This window comes from Roseobacter sp. S87 (genome assembly GCF_055693285.1).
Window position 1 is genome coordinate 2,429,127 of record NZ_JBVFTR010000004.1, and the last position, 17,441, is coordinate 2,446,567.

The following is a 17,441-nucleotide window of genomic DNA, read 5'->3' on the forward strand; positions in this document are numbered from 1 at the left end:
GCCATGGCAACCATTCTGAAACCGGAGATCATGGAAGCCCTGCTGCAAAGCCGCAACTGGGAGATGGCAACGGTTCTGCAGGACCGTGTGCTGGCCCCGGGCATTCTGTTCCCCACCCCGGCACCACAGCCACGCCCGGCGCTCTTGGTGCCGGTGGATGTGCAGGGGCTCTATGTCCCGGTATCGCATTCTGAAAGATACGTCCGCCTGCCTATGGTCCTGGGATCGGACAGCGATGGTGAGGGGGCGAAAGTGGCCCCGTTTTCGACGCCGCGTGCCCGCAAAAAGGGTGTGCATCTGCACTGGGCAATGCCTGACGGGCTGCTGCGCGGCGCGCTGGTCGAAGATGAGGACGCGCCCATCGACATGCCGGCTCTGCCGGACAGATGGCTTGTCACCCGCATGACCGGGCGCACCGGTCAGCCCCGGCTGGACCTGCGCAGCTGGGTGATCGAAGCTGAGACCGGCAGTGTGTTCGATCTCGACAACTACCCGGGCGATCCTGTGCAGAAACAGGCCATGAGCGTCACGTCTGATGAACTGGATGGGGTGGCGGGGGGCTCTCCGAACTGGACGGCATCTTATGATGCGACGCTTAACCGGTTTGCCTTCCACGACCCGCTGGATGATCTGAACCCGCAGCAGATTTTCACCCGAACGGCAACCTATGTCATCACCGGGTGGTGGTCAGAACGCGGCCATGACCCGTTGTCTGCTGTATTCTCGCCCTATTCCGTCAAACGCCAGATTGCAGACCTGGGCTGGATGGCCTCCTCTGCCCCGGTGCCCTCAAAATGGGTTTCGCCCTTTTTGCGGCATGCACCACCTGCCGATGACACCGGAGACCGTGTGTTCTCGATCAATCTGGAAAGCCAGCTGAAACTCAGTACATCGCAGGCAAGCCTGCAGAACGGCTTTTCCGAATACCGCTTTGACCGGGTAACGGTGCCCCGGTTTCGGGCCTCATATGAAACAGTCATGCACGGGGTCGTCTATGGGGTCCCGGTTACCGGGTCGGTGCGCGCCGATACTGCTCCTGCTGCTTCGCGCATTGCCGTGTCGATGGCGCCTACACTGGAACGTCTGATGGCGGCGCAGGCGGCGCGCGGTATGAGCGTCACCTCTCGTCGCCGCAAGGAATACGTGGAAAGCCTGCTGACCGCGGTCTCGAACGGCGCGCTCATGCGCATCGACGAGCGCGACGGGATCGTTCAGCTCGACGAGGCGGAGCATGCGGATGGGTTTGAGGCCTTCGAGGGGCCGGAAACCTATCTGGATGTCGTTGTTGAGCGTCATCAGTCCGCGATCAAAGCTGGGCGCCCTTTGCGCAATAAGACAGCCCGCAAAACAGCGCGACCGCCCGATAAGGCTGAGATGGTCTGGTCGGGACGCGGCCGGGGAAAGACAAAAAACTCGCGCGATCAGATGAGGCGTACTGCCGAAGAACAGATACTCCTCAAAAGTAAGGTCACCCGGTTTGACGACCGGCCGGTCACCAAAACGATCAGACGCCCGGGACCACGCTATCACCGGCCCACACCGCCGGTGATCGGATTACGCAACTATGGCCGTACGCCCCGTTTTCTGGGAGATGGCCGGTTCGAGGATGACAACACGCTGGCCTGCCGCTGGACCGAGGAGCTCGCGACCTCCTTCGGTGACATTTTCTACGCTCGTGACTACGTGCCGCCGGTGTCCCATGACGCTCTCCCGGACGTCACGAACCGCATCCTGCAGAACAGCTTTCTGCACGACAGTTATCTGATGCGGTGGACCTCCACAGCCATGCAGGAAATGGTAGCACCGGAGTTTCTGGCACCTGCGCGAAACCGCCTGCAGGGCGAAATGGCACTCCGTTTCTCGCCGGACGGGGTCTATGATGGCGTGGTCCCTATCGCGCGGACATCCGGCGTCGACAATTTTGCCCAGGTCAATGACAGCCTGTCCGTTGGCACGCGCGCTTCCGTCAGCGATGAGTTACGGCGCTTTTCACTGGCTGACGGGCGCGATCCGAGCCCTGTCGCCATCACCAGCTGGGCGCAGCCATGGTCGCCGGTCTGGCTGGAATGGGAAGTCAGCCTGGAACCGGGCAGCGGCTTCGAAGGCTGGATCCTGGGGCGCATGGATTTTGCCGGCGCCTCCAGACCGCAGGGCAAAAACCTGGTAATGCGCGGTCGGTCCCCCATTACCTCGGGCCTTGCACGGACGTATCAGGCCGCAATTGACACCTTCCTCATTGCAGAAAACCAGCGGGACGAAGCCGGCGAAGGGGAAATCGGCGAAGGTCACGAGTCTGCGCTCGCCGATCTGGCAGCCTTCCTGCGGTCAACCGACCTTGGATCCGTGACCCTCGATCAGATCGCTGACGTCTGGCTTGCACTGGACAACGGACCGGACGGCCAGATCGAACCGGTCCCGGCTGCAGCCGCCGACGCACTGCGCGATGCCGGTCTGCCAAAGCTCATTGCGGATGGAACGCTGCAGCTGACCCGGGCACGGATCGTGGACACTTTCGGCCGTTTCCGTGATCTGAACACCTCTAAAGTGACCCTGCCAGCGGCCCTCGAAGGCAAGACCATGGACGGTGACCGCGCCCTGGCGTTACCGCCGCGGCTTGCCCTGCCCGCGCGTCTGATGTGGCGTTTTACAGATCCCGCAGACAGCTCGGACACTCCCCGTGAGGCTCAGCTGGACCAGAGCCGGCCGGACCGCATGGTCAACCCCATCTCGGGCTACATCCTGCCGGATTTCATGGATGAAACGCTGGAGTTTTTTGATCAGACCGGGGACCCCATGGGCGAAGTCCTGCATGACGCAGTCACCGGCGGGCTGGTCTGGGAGGGCGCGGTCGGTGCTGATGGACCGGCTTCTGCGGTGCCGGCGGACGCGGCCATTCCTGGCGCAGGGCTCAGTGCGCAGATCGCCCAGGGCATGATCGATGCGGACATTATCCAGCGCAACGATCCGGACACCGCCGGCGCAGAAAGTCCGCTCAGCGCGTTTCTGAGGGCCGTCGACACCACAATGTGGAGCGTCGACAGCGGACTTGCATCTGCTGGTGCATCCATTGCCGGGCTGGTCGGGCGACCGATTGCCGTGGTGCGCACGCAGCTCTGGATCGATATTCCTGACGACCTGTCAAAAACCGGGGCCTTCGGCGAGGAAGCGGGCGACGTCCGGGACCTGCTGGTGCGGGAGGCAGTTTATGACGCGGTCAAATCTGCTGAGTTCCGGGTCCGGCTGGGTGAACTCGCCAAGGGTCACGATGGTCTTTACGGGTTTTATATCGGCGATGACTTCAGCCAGTTTCACCTGATCGAAAAAGAGGTCCGGTCGCAGGCGCGGTTTTCTCAGGCTGGTTTCGGCTTCCGGGCCATTCTGGGCCAGATCGGCAGGCAGACGGATGCAAACAGTCTGCCTGAACCCAGTCCGATTGATGCCCCCTATATCAGTGCGGGCGATCCGCTGGCTGTGCACGTAGGACAGAAACTGAAAATTACGCTTCTGATGCACCCCACGGCGCGGGTTCATGCGACCACAGGGTTTCTGCCCCGCAAGTCGCTTGAATTGCTGCGGGACTGGGTTGACCCTGGTCTGTCCCGCATTGCCCCGTCCGCACGTGTCGGCCCTGTGCTGATTGACCCCGACAAGGTGCGGCTTCCCAAGATCGCGGCCTTTGGTGCCGACCAGACCTGGGTGCGCCGGAATTCGGCCATCACCTGGCGCGAAGATCCGATCCTGTCAGCAACACAGGCTGCGATTCTGCCTACCGGCCGTGTGACGGTCGAGGAAGGCTACATCCGGATCAATCCGAACCCCGCAGAGCAGGAGGAGGACAGCTGATGGCCCGATACGAATGGCCTTCTGAGTTCAACAAGCCACCGGACCGCCTTGCCCAGCGCGCAGAACGGGCCCTGCGCACGACACCGACCGCCATTCCACCAGAGATGCTCGGTGAGCTTGATCCGCTCAACGACGTCATCCAGACCAATTTCCAGGCCAGCCGCAAATGGATCCCGCTGGGCCCTTCCATCATGACAAACGGCCAGGCCGCCCGCGATCCAGTCGTTGCGGGCCGGGTCCGCGACATCCGCGTCAGCCCGAACGGTAACCGGGTATATGTGGCGACCGCCAACGGCGGGGTCTGGTATTCACCCGATAAGGGCGTCAGCTGGGAACCCATTGGGTCTGCCGCGCTTGATGCTTCGGCTGAACGTTCGAACCTTTCTTTGACCATTGGTGCGCTGCTGGTGGAATTCGGTGCGACATCAGCGGATGATGTGGTCTATGTCGGCACCGGCGAACCGACGCCCGTGCTGTCGCGGGTGCCGGGGTCAAGCCACAGCGGCATTGGGGTGCTCAGGCTGAACGGCTCGCTGGATGCGGCACTGGCGGATGCGCGCGGCAATCCCTGGCTGCGCGAAGCGGGCAACCTGTCACGCGCCGCGATCTTCCGGCTGGCCCGCAAGCACGACGAGGCACCTCTTGCCAACGGAAATGGCACCCTGGTCGCCGCCACCACCAAAGGCGCGTTTATGCGCACTGGCGCTTTTGCGGAAGATGCCGACTGGACGCTGATCAACCTGCCCGTTGACACCTTTGCCGACCGTATTGCCAACGGGGCCTACTGCTCCGATGTGGTCTGGAATGACAAAGGCCTCTGGCTGACCCTTGTTGGTGCGGGTGATCACAACGGCACTCTGCTCGATGGCATTTATCATGCGCCGACTTTCCCGTCCGGGACATTTCAGCACTATCCGCTGCCCAACCATCTGGATGGCAGCCGGCTGTCGCTTGGACCGGCAACAGACACGGATCGCATGTATATCCTGGGAAGGATCAATCCAGCAGGCACCGGGAACCCATGGTCGCATCTGTGGCAGATTGATCTGTCACGCACGCCCGTCGCTGCAGAAGACATCATTGATGTTCCCGTGGGACTGTTTTCCGGTGATGTGGACAGACCGGCCAGCACGCTGGTGGTCTCGGGCTCGGATCAGGGCGAGTACGACCAGGCCATCGCCGTCCGGCGCAATGCGGCCAACACGCGCGACGTTGTAACCGTCGGCGGCTCCTACGAAGCGCCGGTCCGCGGCGAACCAAACCCGAACAATTTCAATGCAGCCCTCTTTGATCTTGAGATACGGCGGCGGAGCAGTGGTCTGATCACCAATTTTGAACCGGCCCGACAGGTGAACGCGGTGCGCTCCCGGACATTTGTAGGGGGTGGCATTCATGCTGATGTGCACAAGGCAACTGTTGTTGGAAACGATGTCTGGATCGGCTGTGATGGAGGTGTTTTCCTGAAAACCACCGGGCAGCGGGCACGGTCTAAAAATGCAGGTCTCGCGGTGGCAGAACCCGGCTATATCGCCTCGCATCCGGCGCTCGACGGGCCGGTACTGGCCGGAACCCAGGACAATGGTGTTATCCAGCGCGTGGGCGATACGGTCTGGAGCCTTCAACGCAAAGGCGATGGCGGTGGCGTTGCTTTCCACCCCACAAAGCCGTTCCAGCGCGTCATGCAGTATATACAGGCATTCTGGAATTTCGAGCCTGACAACTTCACCGCAAGTGGTGCCGTCACCACCCTCAGCCCACCGACTGATCCGAACGGGAGCGAGCGTGGCCGCGCATTCTTTTACTCAAAACCTGCCGTGGCGCCTGCAACGGTCCCCAATGACGCCCGCCTGTTTATCGGGACAGACCGTCTCTGGTACTGCAGCAACTGGAACACGCCGACGACACAGCTGAACTGGGTGACGCTCCCTTCAGCCAGCAATCCGGGCACGAACGAAGCGCAGGATCGCCTGCAGATCGGCAGCACCGATGACCCGATCATTTCCATTGAAATCCTGTCACCAGGGGACCCGGCACAGAACTATGTCGGAACAGCAGTTCTGGCGCTCTGCCAGTGGAGCGTCAGGATTTTCAGGCTCGGCGGCACCGCCGCATCGCCTGTCTGGAGCCCTTTGAACACCACGATTATCGACACCGACTCCGGCGCCGCAAGACCCAAATGGTCCACCGATGTCCCCAACCCTTTTCTCCCCTACATGCCCTCGCGATCCGGTGGTGTCTGGACCGATGTTGCGGTGCATGACGCATCCACCGCCGGGCAGGAGACGTTTTATCTGAGCACAACCGGTCAGGTCACAACCGATCCTGTTACGGGCGATCCCGTCGGGGACCCAACGTTCGACACCCTTTGGTGGTATGATGGCCAGGGTCGCTGGTACCCGACCGGCCTGCGGAACTCGCCACTGGATCCACCGGCTGGGACCGGTGGCAGCCCCTCCTCGGCCTATTCGGTCACTGTTTTGCGGGACGCATCCCGTGATCTGGTCTACGTCGGAAACCGCATCGGCGTCTTTGAAGGGCAGATCGACCGCAGTGGGACGCACCCGTCCTGGACGTGGAAGCCGGTTATGGATGGCCTGCCCCACACAATTGTCGAGGATCTGGATATCCGGCAATCGGGCAGCAAAACGTACCTGCGGGCCGCACTTGCTTCCCGTGGCGTCTGGGAGCGCGACCTCTCGGCCACACCAGAGTCTGTCGGCCGCACCTACATCCGGACTGTTCTGCATGATACCGGGCGCGAGGAACTGCCCGATCCGGTGACCGACCCGCTCAAGGATCCCGCACTGGCGACCAGCCGGCTGACCTTTCATGAAAGCCCTGACCTCATAATCCGCAACACTGGCAATCCGCCCTGGCATCCCGATCCGCCGAATGAGGCCGACCTGATGGCTGCCGGGAGCGTCAGACGTCCACGGCGGCGGACACACAGAATTTTCGTCATGGCTCACCACAGGGACACAACACCCGTCGCCGCAAATGATGTGAATATCGATCTGTTTTTGCAGCGGAATGCCCCGGCGGGTGGCCTCGGAGACTTTGCGATGACAGCAGCCGTCCGTACGGCGATATCGGAAACTGTGGCCGGAAACAGCCCGGCGATGAGTCCTGGTCTGATCCATATCGGGCGCGTCAATCCTGATCGCCCGGTTGACGCCCGGACGCCTCAGGCGGCGAGCGTTGATTTCAATTTCAATGTCGTTCCGCGCCGGGAGCACGCGATGCTGATCGCGGTTGTGACGTCCCCGGACAACGACCTCACAGCGACCGATCTCGCTCCGGCGAACCTTCGCGATGTGGTGCGCCGGTCTGCACGGATCGCCGTTCGGAAATTCCGCATGCGGTAACACATATGGGGTGATCCGCCCTTTTCCGTGGGGCGCAGGCCCGCAGCGGAAAGCATCGCGTCACCAGCCGGCTGCGTGGATTTTCACATGCGGGGCGTACCGGAAAACGTACCACCGCGCGGCAGGCTTCTGTTGCGCAGCACCTTCTTTTTTGCGTTAGCACGCTTTCTGATCTGGCTGAGCAGAAGAGCCACACCTTGCCGCCAGGAGCGTACCACATGCTGACCCTGTAGCCGTACAAGATGTGCCTGAGGACTTGACGGGAGGGGCTATTCCCAGAACCATACCTCAGAAAGTTAAAGATATTTTACAGGAGCAGCGGCATGGCAAGACTTGGGATTCTGACTCTGCATGGTATGGGCAACACAGAGCCTGATTACGCGGCCGAACTGTTTGAGCGCATCAGCCTCGAACTCGGCGAGGACCTGCGGGGGTCGGTTGCGACCCAGGCGGTCTTTTACCAGGACATTCTCCAGCACAACCAAAGTCTGTATTTCAAAACCGTAAAACGCCGGTTGCGGTGGGACGACCTGCGGGAGTTCATGCTCTATGGGTTTTCGGATGCTGCAAGCCTCGAAGCACGCAAGGAAGGGCCGACAAGCCCATATTTTCTGGCACAGACGAACATTCTTACGGCGCTCAGAGCCCTTTACAATAAACTCGAGGGCAATGACCGCCGGCTCATCATTCTTGCCCATTCGCTCGGTGGTCAGGTGATCTCAAATTTCCTGTGGGATTCGACCCGGGACCGAAAGACGCCAAACGGTGTCTGGTCAGAGGATCAGAATTTCAGCAGCCCGGAGGAAGAAGCGTTCTGCAGAGGGAAAAAGACGGTTCGTCTTCTGACGACCGGGTGCAATATCCCGATTTTCGTGGCAGGTCTGAACCGCAGTCTCATCGAACCCATCCCAAAACTCAGCGACACATTTGAATGGCATAACTACTACGACAAGGACGATGTTCTGGGCTGGCCACTCAGGGATCTGAGCGACAGTTACGCCGAGCGTGTCACCCGCGATCACTCGCTGAATGCTGGTCTGGTGACAGGTTTTACACCGCTGAGCCACAAGAACTACTGGCGTGACAGGGACTTCATCAAGCCCTTCATGAAACATATCAAAAGCAGTCTCTGAACTCGCGGTCCACACGCCCGGTCGCGCTATGGAGCGTCGTCCGAATATTCAAGGAGGTCTCCAGGCTGGCAGTTCAGCGCACTGCAAATGGCTTCAAGCGTGTTGAAGCGCACGCCCCGTGCACGCCCGGCCCGCAGAACTGAAAGGTTCTGTTCCGATATACCGATCCGGGCAGCCAGTTCACGCGAAGTCATTTTGCGTTGCGCAAGGACGACGTCCAGCCTGACGATGATCGCCATCTCAGATCACCTCCTGGTGATCACGCCAGAGCGCCGCCCCAAGAACCAGCGCCTGTGACAGGAAGCTCGCAATAAGCGCTGCCAGAACAGTTGTCAGGTGAACCGAGCCAAAAGAAACAGAAAGGGCGCGCTGCCCGTCGGGGAAATGCCAGGTGATCACCAGCACCGCCAGCGTTCCGGACATGATACTGTAGACCAAAACCACCCAGAGCAACCGGGAGAGGTCGGAAGCGGAGTGCGCTGACCGCTCAATTTCCGCAGTTTCCAGAGCCCTGAAAACCGCCCTGCCCCGCCACGCGACCGCCGCCCACAGCAGGGTCTGAGCCATGGCGATCAGAGCAAGTGCCATTACCTGCCACAGACGCAGGTCCTGATCCGGATAGCCGGTGGCGGCAGTCAGAAAGCGCCCGAAACCCTGCGCATCTGAAAGCAGATACGCAATCTGCGCACCGGCCCCCATAGCGATCAGACCAAGCACAAGAGAGAGACATATCTTGAGAAACCGGGCCTTGCGAACCAGTTTTTCCGGCGCGGGAAAATTCATGTATTGACTCCATAAATTAAATTAAAACATTAATAGTTAATCTTTATACACCTAGTCAACGATGGACTCGATATGATCAGACCGCTTTTCTCAATGATTCCGGCTATACTTTGTCTCGCCGGCTGTTCGGTTGTCACACCTGCCGGATTATCAGAGGCCATGCGGCTCGATCCATTGCAGACAAATCCCGGCGATATTGCAGTGGCCGTCAGCGTTCCGGATGCAGTGCAGCTGCGCGACGGTGATGCGACGCTCTATCTTGGGTTTCAACCGGCTGATGCGTCCCTGGAACCCCTGGAAACTACAGTCCCGCTGGGGATTAAAAGCACCGGTGACCTTCCGCGCGCACCGCTTGCCGGGAAAAGTATTTTTGTGTTCGACATCACCCCGGAAGGCGCAGAAACGGTGTCAGAAATCCAGAAGCAGATCCGCGATGCGAAGGCTGCCGGGACAGAAGGTCTGGGGACACTCAGCGTCAGCGTGAATGGCGGTTGTCTGACAGCGGAACCCGACAACGGATTTTTCGTATCGACATGGCTGCGGGCAGCGCCGTCTGGTGAGTTTGTCCAGCTCACCCGGGAAGCAGACCTGCTTCCTGCGACTGGTGATGACCCGTCCAAAGTCTGGCCTGCCTGCTGAACAGGACCGGGGGTACGTGCCTCCGGGGCCTGTCGTCCGGGTTGCAGGAAGCATCCTGCCCGCCGCTAATCTTCGGTAAACACTGCACATGCTAGGTTTGCTCAGCGTATTTTTGACTGGAGCAAAACAATGAAAAGAGTGTTGGCAAGCATATTTCTGGCGGTGGTCATTGCCGGACAGGCAGCTTTTGCCGGGCAACCGAAACGGACTGAGCTGGCGCCGATCCGCCACGCAGACGCCGCGCTGATCATCGTTGCCGCGGATGGACAAGAACATTCCTATTCGCCTGCAGAACTGGAAGCGTTTTCCACATACAGCCTGATGACGACAACACCCTGGCGTGAGCAACCCGCTGATTTCGCTGGCGTTATGTTGTCTGACCTGCTTGCGGCGCACGGGCTCGACCAGGCCGCGGAAATCCGTGTCACGGCCGAAAACGACTACAGCACCACAATGTCGCGGGAGTTACTTTTGTCAGTACCGGTACTGGTTGCCACGCGCGTAGACGGCAAAGCGCACAGCCGGCGGCAACGGGGCCCCATTCAGTTCATCATCGACGCCGACGATTACTCCGCGTCCCCGCTGACTTCGGAATCAAATTTTGTCTGGATGGCGGCACGAATCGAGGCTGTCCGGTAATCTCGCGTGCCCGGCAAACAGAAAAACAGATTCTGGAGCGAGGTCGCGCGCGATGCGCTCTCCTCGCGCGTCGGAATATTTCTGTCCATCAGTCTTTTGATACTGCTGTTTGCCGGTGCCTGGGTATACACACAATCGGTTGCCCAGCAGATCGCGCAGGCAAAGGGCCTCTTTGAAAACCGGCAGATACGTAATGGATATGTAGCGATCAGCGACGTCCAGCGCCTGATCCTTGTGGGGCAGCGTGCAGCGCATGCCGGAGGTTTTTCACCTGAACTCGAGGACGAATTCGCGGATGCCGCTGACATTCTTTTTGTACGGAAGGATCATCTGAAGACAATCCTGAATAACGATGTCGGCTTTGCCAGTGGCAAGGCATCGATCATCGCGCTGGAAACCATAGTTGATCTTGCCGACAGCACGATCGCGGGGAACTACACCGATATCCATACCCGGGTAGACGAGCTTCTGATAGCCGCCGGTGTCGCGAGAAAACGTCTGGTCGTCTATCTGGACGAAATGAGACGCCACGGCGACGAAGTGATGGCCGCGCAATCTGCGGTCGTCAGAAAACAGCAACTCACCATGATCGGATCTCTGGCCGGCCTGACACTGGTGGGGATCATCGCCCTGGCTCTGCTGCGCAGTGAGGTTGTTGCGCGACGGAAACGGGAAGAAGCGGAAGAACGCGTTGAATTTCTGGCATTCTTCGATGCGCTCACGACACTGCCCAACCGCGTACAGTTTCAGGACCGTCTCCGGCAGATGCTGAATGACCCGAAACGGCCATTTGCACTGATTTTAGTCGATCTCGATGAATTTAAGGCAATCAATGACACCTATGGGCATGCAGCCGGCGACACCGTCCTTCAGCGGACGGGCGCTGTATTGAAAAGGGCTTCTCAGGTCAGTAATGGGTTTGCAGCGAGGCTCGGCGGAGACGAGTTTGCTCTTATTGTTCCGACTGACAAAATCGACAGCCTGCTGAAGCTGTGTGAGCACATCATCGAGGTCACCTCGGAACCGTTTGATCTTGATGGCGAACAGCTTCTCTGCCGTGTCAGTATCGGACTGGCCACAACAACCCAGGTCCGGGAAACAATGGTATTGAATGCTGACACCCTTTCACGGGTAACAGACTTCGCCCTTTACGCGTCAAAAGCGCGCGGGCGGGCATGTTACACTGTGTACGATTCCGTCCTCGAAAGGCAGTTTCTCGAACGTCGGGCGATGCTCGAAGAGCTGCCCACCGCAATTCAGAATGGCGACCTCGAAGTGTATTTTCAGCCGAAAGTAAGGTTGCCTGACGGCGAAGTTTATGGATTTGAGGCGCTGGTGCGCTGGAACCGGAACGGTCAGGTCGTCAACCCCGGCGAATTTATCCAGCTTGCGGAGGAATCCGGGCTGGTAGTGGACATTGATACCTATGTTCTGAACAAAGCCTCCCGGATTATTTCCGAGCACAATGAAATCTATGGAACGGAATACACGGTCAGCGCAAACCTTTCAGCGGTTCACTTCAATTCCAGCAAGATCCTCAAAACAGTAGAACATCTGCTCTGGCGCTCCGACATCAGGCCGGAGCTTCTGACACTGGAAATCACCGAAACCACTGAGATGCGCGACTGGGCGCAGGCCAACGAGATCATTAACGGTTTGCGCCAGAAGGGTTGCAGGATCTCGATTGATGATTTCGGCACCGGTTTTTCGTCACTTGCCTATCTGCGTGCAATGTTTGCCGACGAGCTCAAAATTGACCGGTCGCTCGTGGAGGAAATCGAAACATCGCGCAAAGCCCGCCTGATGCTGGCGTCGGTTCTGGAAATTGCACGACACATGGAACTGGACGTGGTGGTCGAGGGTATCGAAAACACGCGCCAGGCCAGGATTGTGCATGAAATGGGTGCGCGATGGGCGCAGGGCTACTGCTTCGGCCGACCGGTTGCTGCGCTGAGCGCCCTGTCTCAGGCCTCCGGCAAAGGCGAAGATTCACGAAACAGTGCCTGAACGGTTGCTGCCAGTTGGGTCGGCAGGCCATCATAAATGACAGCAACATGCTGCCCAGGGTTTTGCCGTCCGGGCTGAAAGACACCGAAATCACCTGATCAACCAGCCTCTGTGAGAAATATTTTGGGGTCACGTCACATTTCGCCCGCATCAATCGTCAGATGAATGTCAGGAATTCAAAGGAGATTGATATGAACGCCCCGACGCAGATTCAGAAAGGCGCACCGGTAGAATACGAAACACAGATCGGCCCACTTCTCGGGCATCTTGGCCAGGTGCATGGCATGATGGAGAAAGCGGGTATGCCAAGGCAGCTGTCGCATCTTATTGAGTTGCGGGTATCGCAGATAAACAGGTGTGGCTTCTGCGTCAAAATGCATACCCGGGAAGCGCGCAAAGACGGCGAGACCAATGAGCGGCTTGACCGCCTTGCTGTCTGGGACAGCGTGGACGACTTTTCACATACTGAAAAAGCCGCCTTTGCCTGGGCCGAAGCCCTGACATATATGGAACGCGGGACCGATTTCGGCGCCCTGCGTGCAGATTTGCGCGCGCATTTTGACGACCATCAGATATCGCTGATCACGGCGTGCACGTGTATGATCAACCTCTGGAACCGGTTCCAGATATCAAAGCACTGAAATGACGCCCGACGCGAAAGCCGCAGAATTCGAATTGGCCCGCCCACAGCTTGTGGGCGTGGCCTATCGCCTGCTCGGGTCGGTCAGCGAAGCCGAGGATGCTGTGCAGGACACGGCTGTCCGGTGGCTTGCGCTGGACCCTCCGATGCCCGAGCAACCCGTTGCCTGGATGACGACGGTCTGTACCAACAGATGCCTCGACATACTCCGTTCTTCTCACCGCAAAAAAACTGACTACATCGGGCCCTGGCTGCCCGAAAGTATCGCTACATCGGACACAGCTGATGCCGCGCAGAGTGTTGAGATGGCATCAAGCCTGTCGACGGCTTTCCTGCTGATGCTGGAGCGTCTGACGGCACGCGAACGGGCGGCATATCTCTTGCATGACATATTCGACATGCCCTTTGATCAGATCGCAGAAAGCCTGAATCTGACATCTGCGAACTGTCGACAGCTTGCGGCCAGAGCCCGCAGAATGATCACCCGGGAAAATGCGCGTTTTGTCCCGGACAGAGCCCGGCAGACCGAGCTTCTGCAAGGGTTCTCACGGGCACTGGAAACAGGATCAGCAGATCACCTGGTCCACATACTCAGCAAGGACGTTGATCTGCGCGCGGACAGCGGCGGCAAAGCCACCGCCATACGGCATGTGCTGGAAGGTTTTAACGCCGTTGCCGGCTTTGTAACCCGGGTTCTCGGACAGGCGTGGTCAGACAGCACTCTCAGTATGCGACACGCCAACGGACAGCAGGTTCTGCTGGTACGCAGGGCACAGGAAGCTGTTGCCTTGGTGGCGTTTGGGTATGGCCCTGACGGTTCTGTCCAGAGCATTTTTATCCATCGCAATCCCGAAAAGCTGCGCGTCTTTGAGGAGCATCACGCCAGCTTCAGGCCGGCAGGCGGCCTGGTGATCAACTGATGACCGGTGATGCATTTTCCGGACCGGATACGCCGGGAAGGGTACCGGGGCGCTGCCCCGTCAACCGCTCCGAAGCAGTGCCGCCACAGTTGCCTTGTCCCGGATGCTCTTTCATGATCCGGGAACGGATCGCAACACAACGCGCTTCGCGCGCACAAAAGACAGGGAAAACCGGCTCATGCTGACACTGAAACCGAACTGCGAGTGCTGCGACAGAGATTTGCCACCCGCATCCGCAGAGGCGCTCATCTGCTCGTTCGAATGCACTTTCTGCACCGGTTGCGCGGACCAGAGGTTTTGCCGTGTCTGTCCGAACTGCGGCGGTGACCTTGTGCCACGACCAAGCCGCCCGCCGGAATTGCTTCGGCGCCATCCAGGTTCCGGCACGCGGGTGACAGGAGACCACGAGGCATGCGCCGGCAATCCGCAATCGGGTTCCGGCTTTTGAAAGACCCTGCCGACATTCTGAACTGGCGCCGCATCAATGACCGGATCACAACCTCAGGTCAGCCCAGTGAGGCACAACTCGCAGATCTGAGATCTCTGGGCGTCACTCACGTGATCAACCTCGGGCCACACCACAACAAAGGCGCGCTGGTGGACGAAGAGGGTTCAGTTACAGCGCTCGGGATGACCTACATCTACATCCCCGTCGAGTTTGAGGATCCGACAGAAGCTGATTATAGCGCCTTCCGGCATGCTCTCGAAGGTGTCCCGGATAAGGTGGTTCATGTACATTGCATCTACAATGCCAGGGTCAGCGCATTTTTCTACCGGTATGCCAGAGACGGATACGGTATGTCAGAACCCGACGCATCAGCAAATATGGAGAGCATCTGGCGTCCGGGCAATGACTGGGCGGGTCTGATCCGTGACGCAGGCGCAAAGGGAAAAAAGAACCGTTATAAGGGCTACGACTACTGACATGTCCCGGCGGCCCTGACAGTCTCTGGCCACCACAGGAATTGCTCCGGACCCGCGCTTGCGATATTTCCGGAGCAGTCGGTCGGAAAACGGAAAATTTACATGCGCGCTGCAGTACTCGGGGAATTCAACCAGGATCTTTGTATTGAAACGGTCGCCGATCCGGAATGCCCGGACAACGGTGTCGTGCTGGAAGTTGCCGCCTGCGGGGTATGCCGGTCAGACTATCACGGCTGGACCGGTGGGCACCCCAAGGTGCGGCCTGGCGACATCCTGGGGCATGAATACTGCGGCACCGTCGTTGAGGCCGGGCCACAGGCCAGACACCGCGCCGGAGACCGTCTGATCGCGCCATTCATTCTTGGATGCGGCACCTGCCCGCTCTGCCAGGCGGGGACCTCCAACGCCTGTGAAGGCGCCGTTGTGCCGGGCTTCGGTGCACCGGGCGCTTATGCACAGTATGTGGCCGTGCCATATGACCACAATCTGGTGCATCTGCCGGATACGATGGCACCGGCACTCGCGGCCGGTCTGGGTTGCCGGGTCACAACGGCCTGGCACGCGCTGACCGACCGCTCGCAGGTCCGGGCCGGCGAGTGGGTGGCCATCCACGGCACCGGCGGTATTGGGCTGTCCGCACTCCTGCTGGCAAAAATGCTGGGCGCGCAGGTTGTCGTTGTGGATGTTGTCGAGGAAAAACTGGCGCATGCGCTGAGCCTCGGGGCCGATGCTGCGGTCAACGCGACAAAGGAAGATGTGGCTCAGGCGATCCGCGATCTGACGGGTGGCGGTGCTCAGGTCTCTGTCGAGGCCCTGGGGATTGCGCAGACAACGAATGCATCTGTCGAATGTCTGGCAACGCTTGGCCGGCACGTTCATGTCGGCATGCCTTCCGGTGACGGCATGATGACCGTGAACATGCGCGCGATCTACAGCAAACAGCTGGCCTTTTATGGCACGCGCGGGATGCCGGGCTGGAAGTATCCACGCCTGTTGGACATGATCGCGCGGGGCGAGGTCGATCTCAGTCCGATGGTGGCGCGGGAAATTTCTTTGTCTGATGCCGGTGCAGAACTGGCGGCGATGAGCGGCCCCACATCCCCGGGGACCGCAGTGATCACCGATTTGGCTTCCTGAAGCTGCGGGTCAGGGTTTCCAGAGCGCTGTGTTCTCATAAAACTGTGACCATGCGAACCAGAAGGCCTGATGGCTTCCGAGATCAGAACCATCGCGGTCCACGGCACGGATGCCACCTGCATCAAGTTCCAGCCTCACGTTTTCAAAACTGACATCAGCCCCTTCGCGCAGCGCAAGCATCGCAGTACTTCGCCGGAATGCAACAGGTGTGCCGGAGGCCGTTACCACACCAATAATGTCTTCCTGCACCGGCAGACGCGGATCAACATCGCCAATGGGGAAAATAGGGCCGTTTGCGTCCCGCCCTTCACGGAAATTGAAGTTTCTGCCCAGCGCATACCTCTCCAGCAGGACAGTTGTTTCCGGGTGCTGCTTTTTCCAGGTGCCCCAGTCGGTGGTGACAACAGTAGCCTGTTTCAGCACGATACCCCGGTCAGCGAGAGGACCTGTCACAGCCTTCCCGAGGAAAGTGTCGAACACCGAATACGTGCGCAGATCAAACATCACTTTGTTTGAGCGGCTCAGCAGACCGGAGGTCCGCAGGACCGGCCGCTTGACCCCAACCGGCATCTCATCCGTGAAATAGGCCTGAGCCGCACCACAGAGCGTACAATAAGGAATACCCAGATCACGTCCGCCAAGGGTGTCATTCACCATCTCACGAACCTCCATGATCTGACGCGGATAGGCACGGTATTCACCATTGATCCCGATACCAAAAACGATGTCGTCGTCCTTCAGCCAGGTCGCATCTTCTGCGGAGCTCGTCAGCGGATTGTCAGCTGCCGGAATACAGTTGCACGGGATCTCGGTCCGGTCATAAGGGCGGTTGTCGATCGGCACGCCGCCCCAAGAGACCAGCCGCCAGTCAATCTCACCTTCGATGAAGATCCGCTCCCACCCCGGCACGAAATTGGTGAAAATCGCACGTTTGGTATCCAGGTATCCCGGATACGCAGGAATGTCCCACGCGATCAGATAATCCGTCAGCTCGCCCCAGCGGTGCGGTGTTTCGAGCGTGACCCCAAGCAGTTCGGACGCCGTTTCGGCCAGAGCATCATCAAAAGACTGGCGCCAGGTGAAACGCATCATATCCGTCACAATCCAGGCGAGGCGCGGATCCCCCGATGCCTTTATCTCCTCCAGCGCGATGTTCTGATCACGCCCCCAGGCTGAGCTTTCCAGGCTGTCGACGAACACCGTTCGCACGGCACGTGTCAGATCATCCGACAATGCCCCGGATGGGATCGAAGCTGGTGGGTGACCGAATTCTTCTGTGACATAGTTTGGCAAGGTTTCCTGCCCCTGAGCCGAGGCTGGCACCGCTGCCAGCAGTGACAGAACAGCGAACCCAGCTGCGATTGCGGTACGGGAGAGAGACTTCATGGCAGGTTTTCCTTTGACCATCAGA

At 59.3% G+C, this 17,441-nt stretch carries 14 protein-coding genes; 11 read left to right on the forward strand and 3 right to left on the reverse strand.

Annotated features, from left to right (window positions below):
- Positions 1–3: 3 nt before the first annotated feature.
- From ACZ1HA_RS12795 to ACZ1HA_RS12805, 3 genes are all read left to right on the forward strand, one after another.
- Positions 4–3,843, forward strand: a complete 3,840-nt coding sequence (locus tag ACZ1HA_RS12795; RefSeq protein ID WP_472714147.1) for a hypothetical protein — start codon at positions 4–6, stop codon at positions 3,841–3,843.
- Positions 3,843–7,208: a hypothetical protein gene (locus tag ACZ1HA_RS12800; RefSeq protein WP_472714148.1), complete on the forward strand. Its 3,366-nt coding sequence runs from the start codon at positions 3,843–3,845 to the stop codon at positions 7,206–7,208. The genes ACZ1HA_RS12795 and ACZ1HA_RS12800 overlap by 1 nt, the downstream gene beginning before the upstream one ends.
- A gap of 323 nt (positions 7,209–7,531) precedes the next feature.
- Positions 7,532–8,341 carry a hypothetical protein gene (locus tag ACZ1HA_RS12805; protein ID WP_472714149.1) on the forward strand — a complete coding sequence of 270 codons (810 nt, stop codon included), beginning with the start codon at positions 7,532–7,534 and terminating at the stop codon, positions 8,339–8,341.
- A 26-nt stretch (positions 8,342–8,367) separates the two neighbouring features.
- Here the strand turns inward: ACZ1HA_RS12805 and ACZ1HA_RS12810 are convergent, their stop codons facing one another.
- Together ACZ1HA_RS12810 and ACZ1HA_RS12815 are read right to left on the reverse strand one after the other, a co-directional pair.
- Positions 8,368–8,580, reverse strand: coding sequence for a helix-turn-helix domain-containing protein (locus tag ACZ1HA_RS12810; protein ID WP_472714150.1), 213 nt, complete (start codon positions 8,578–8,580; stop codon positions 8,368–8,370).
- A 1-nt stretch (position 8,581) separates the two neighbouring features.
- A complete protein-coding gene (locus ACZ1HA_RS12815) occupies positions 8,582–9,124 on the reverse strand; it encodes a hypothetical protein (RefSeq protein WP_472714151.1) in 543 nt (180 codons plus the stop codon).
- A gap of 72 nt (positions 9,125–9,196) precedes the next feature.
- Here ACZ1HA_RS12815 and ACZ1HA_RS12820 point away from each other — a divergent pair, with 72 nt between their 5' ends.
- The 8 genes from ACZ1HA_RS12820 to ACZ1HA_RS12855 all read left to right on the forward strand — a co-directional run bounded on the left by ACZ1HA_RS12820 (position 9,197) and on the right by ACZ1HA_RS12855 (position 16,030).
- Positions 9,197–9,763: a hypothetical protein gene (locus ACZ1HA_RS12820; RefSeq protein ID WP_472714152.1), complete on the forward strand. Its 567-nt coding sequence runs from the start codon at positions 9,197–9,199 to the stop codon at positions 9,761–9,763.
- Positions 9,764–9,892: 129 nt separating this feature from the next.
- Positions 9,893–10,402 carry a hypothetical protein gene (locus ACZ1HA_RS12825; protein ID WP_472714153.1) on the forward strand — a complete coding sequence of 170 codons (510 nt, stop codon included), beginning with the start codon at positions 9,893–9,895 and terminating at the stop codon, positions 10,400–10,402.
- A gap of 6 nt (positions 10,403–10,408) precedes the next feature.
- Complete coding sequence (locus ACZ1HA_RS12830) at positions 10,409–12,409, forward strand: putative bifunctional diguanylate cyclase/phosphodiesterase (protein ID WP_472714154.1); 2,001 nt, start codon at positions 10,409–10,411, stop codon at positions 12,407–12,409.
- 191 nt (positions 12,410–12,600) lie between these two features.
- Positions 12,601–13,050 carry a carboxymuconolactone decarboxylase family protein gene (locus tag ACZ1HA_RS12835; RefSeq protein WP_472714155.1) on the forward strand — a complete coding sequence of 150 codons (450 nt, stop codon included), beginning with the start codon at positions 12,601–12,603 and terminating at the stop codon, positions 13,048–13,050.
- A gap of 1 nt (position 13,051) precedes the next feature.
- Entirely contained in the window at positions 13,052–13,969 is a 918-nt protein-coding gene (gene sigJ, locus ACZ1HA_RS12840) for an RNA polymerase sigma factor SigJ (protein ID WP_472714156.1), read from the forward strand.
- A gap of 178 nt (positions 13,970–14,147) precedes the next feature.
- A complete protein-coding gene (locus ACZ1HA_RS12845) occupies positions 14,148–14,417 on the forward strand; it encodes a DUF1272 domain-containing protein (protein ID WP_472714157.1) in 270 nt (89 codons plus the stop codon).
- A complete protein-coding gene (locus tag ACZ1HA_RS12850; RefSeq protein ID WP_375230173.1) occupies positions 14,381–14,893 on the forward strand; it encodes a protein tyrosine phosphatase family protein in 513 nt (170 codons plus the stop codon). The genes ACZ1HA_RS12845 and ACZ1HA_RS12850 overlap by 37 nt, the downstream gene beginning before the upstream one ends.
- Before the next feature lie 102 nt (positions 14,894–14,995).
- Positions 14,996–16,030 (forward strand): zinc-binding dehydrogenase, encoded by a 1,035-nt coding sequence (locus ACZ1HA_RS12855; RefSeq protein ID WP_472714158.1) that lies wholly within the window; start codon positions 14,996–14,998, stop codon positions 16,028–16,030.
- A 9-nt stretch (positions 16,031–16,039) separates the two neighbouring features.
- On the opposite strand, the gene ACZ1HA_RS12860 is transcribed toward ACZ1HA_RS12855, so the two are convergent.
- Positions 16,040–17,416, reverse strand: coding sequence for a DUF3179 domain-containing (seleno)protein (locus ACZ1HA_RS12860; RefSeq protein ID WP_472714159.1), 1,377 nt, complete (start codon positions 17,414–17,416; stop codon positions 16,040–16,042).
- Positions 17,417–17,441: the final 25 nt, after the last annotated feature.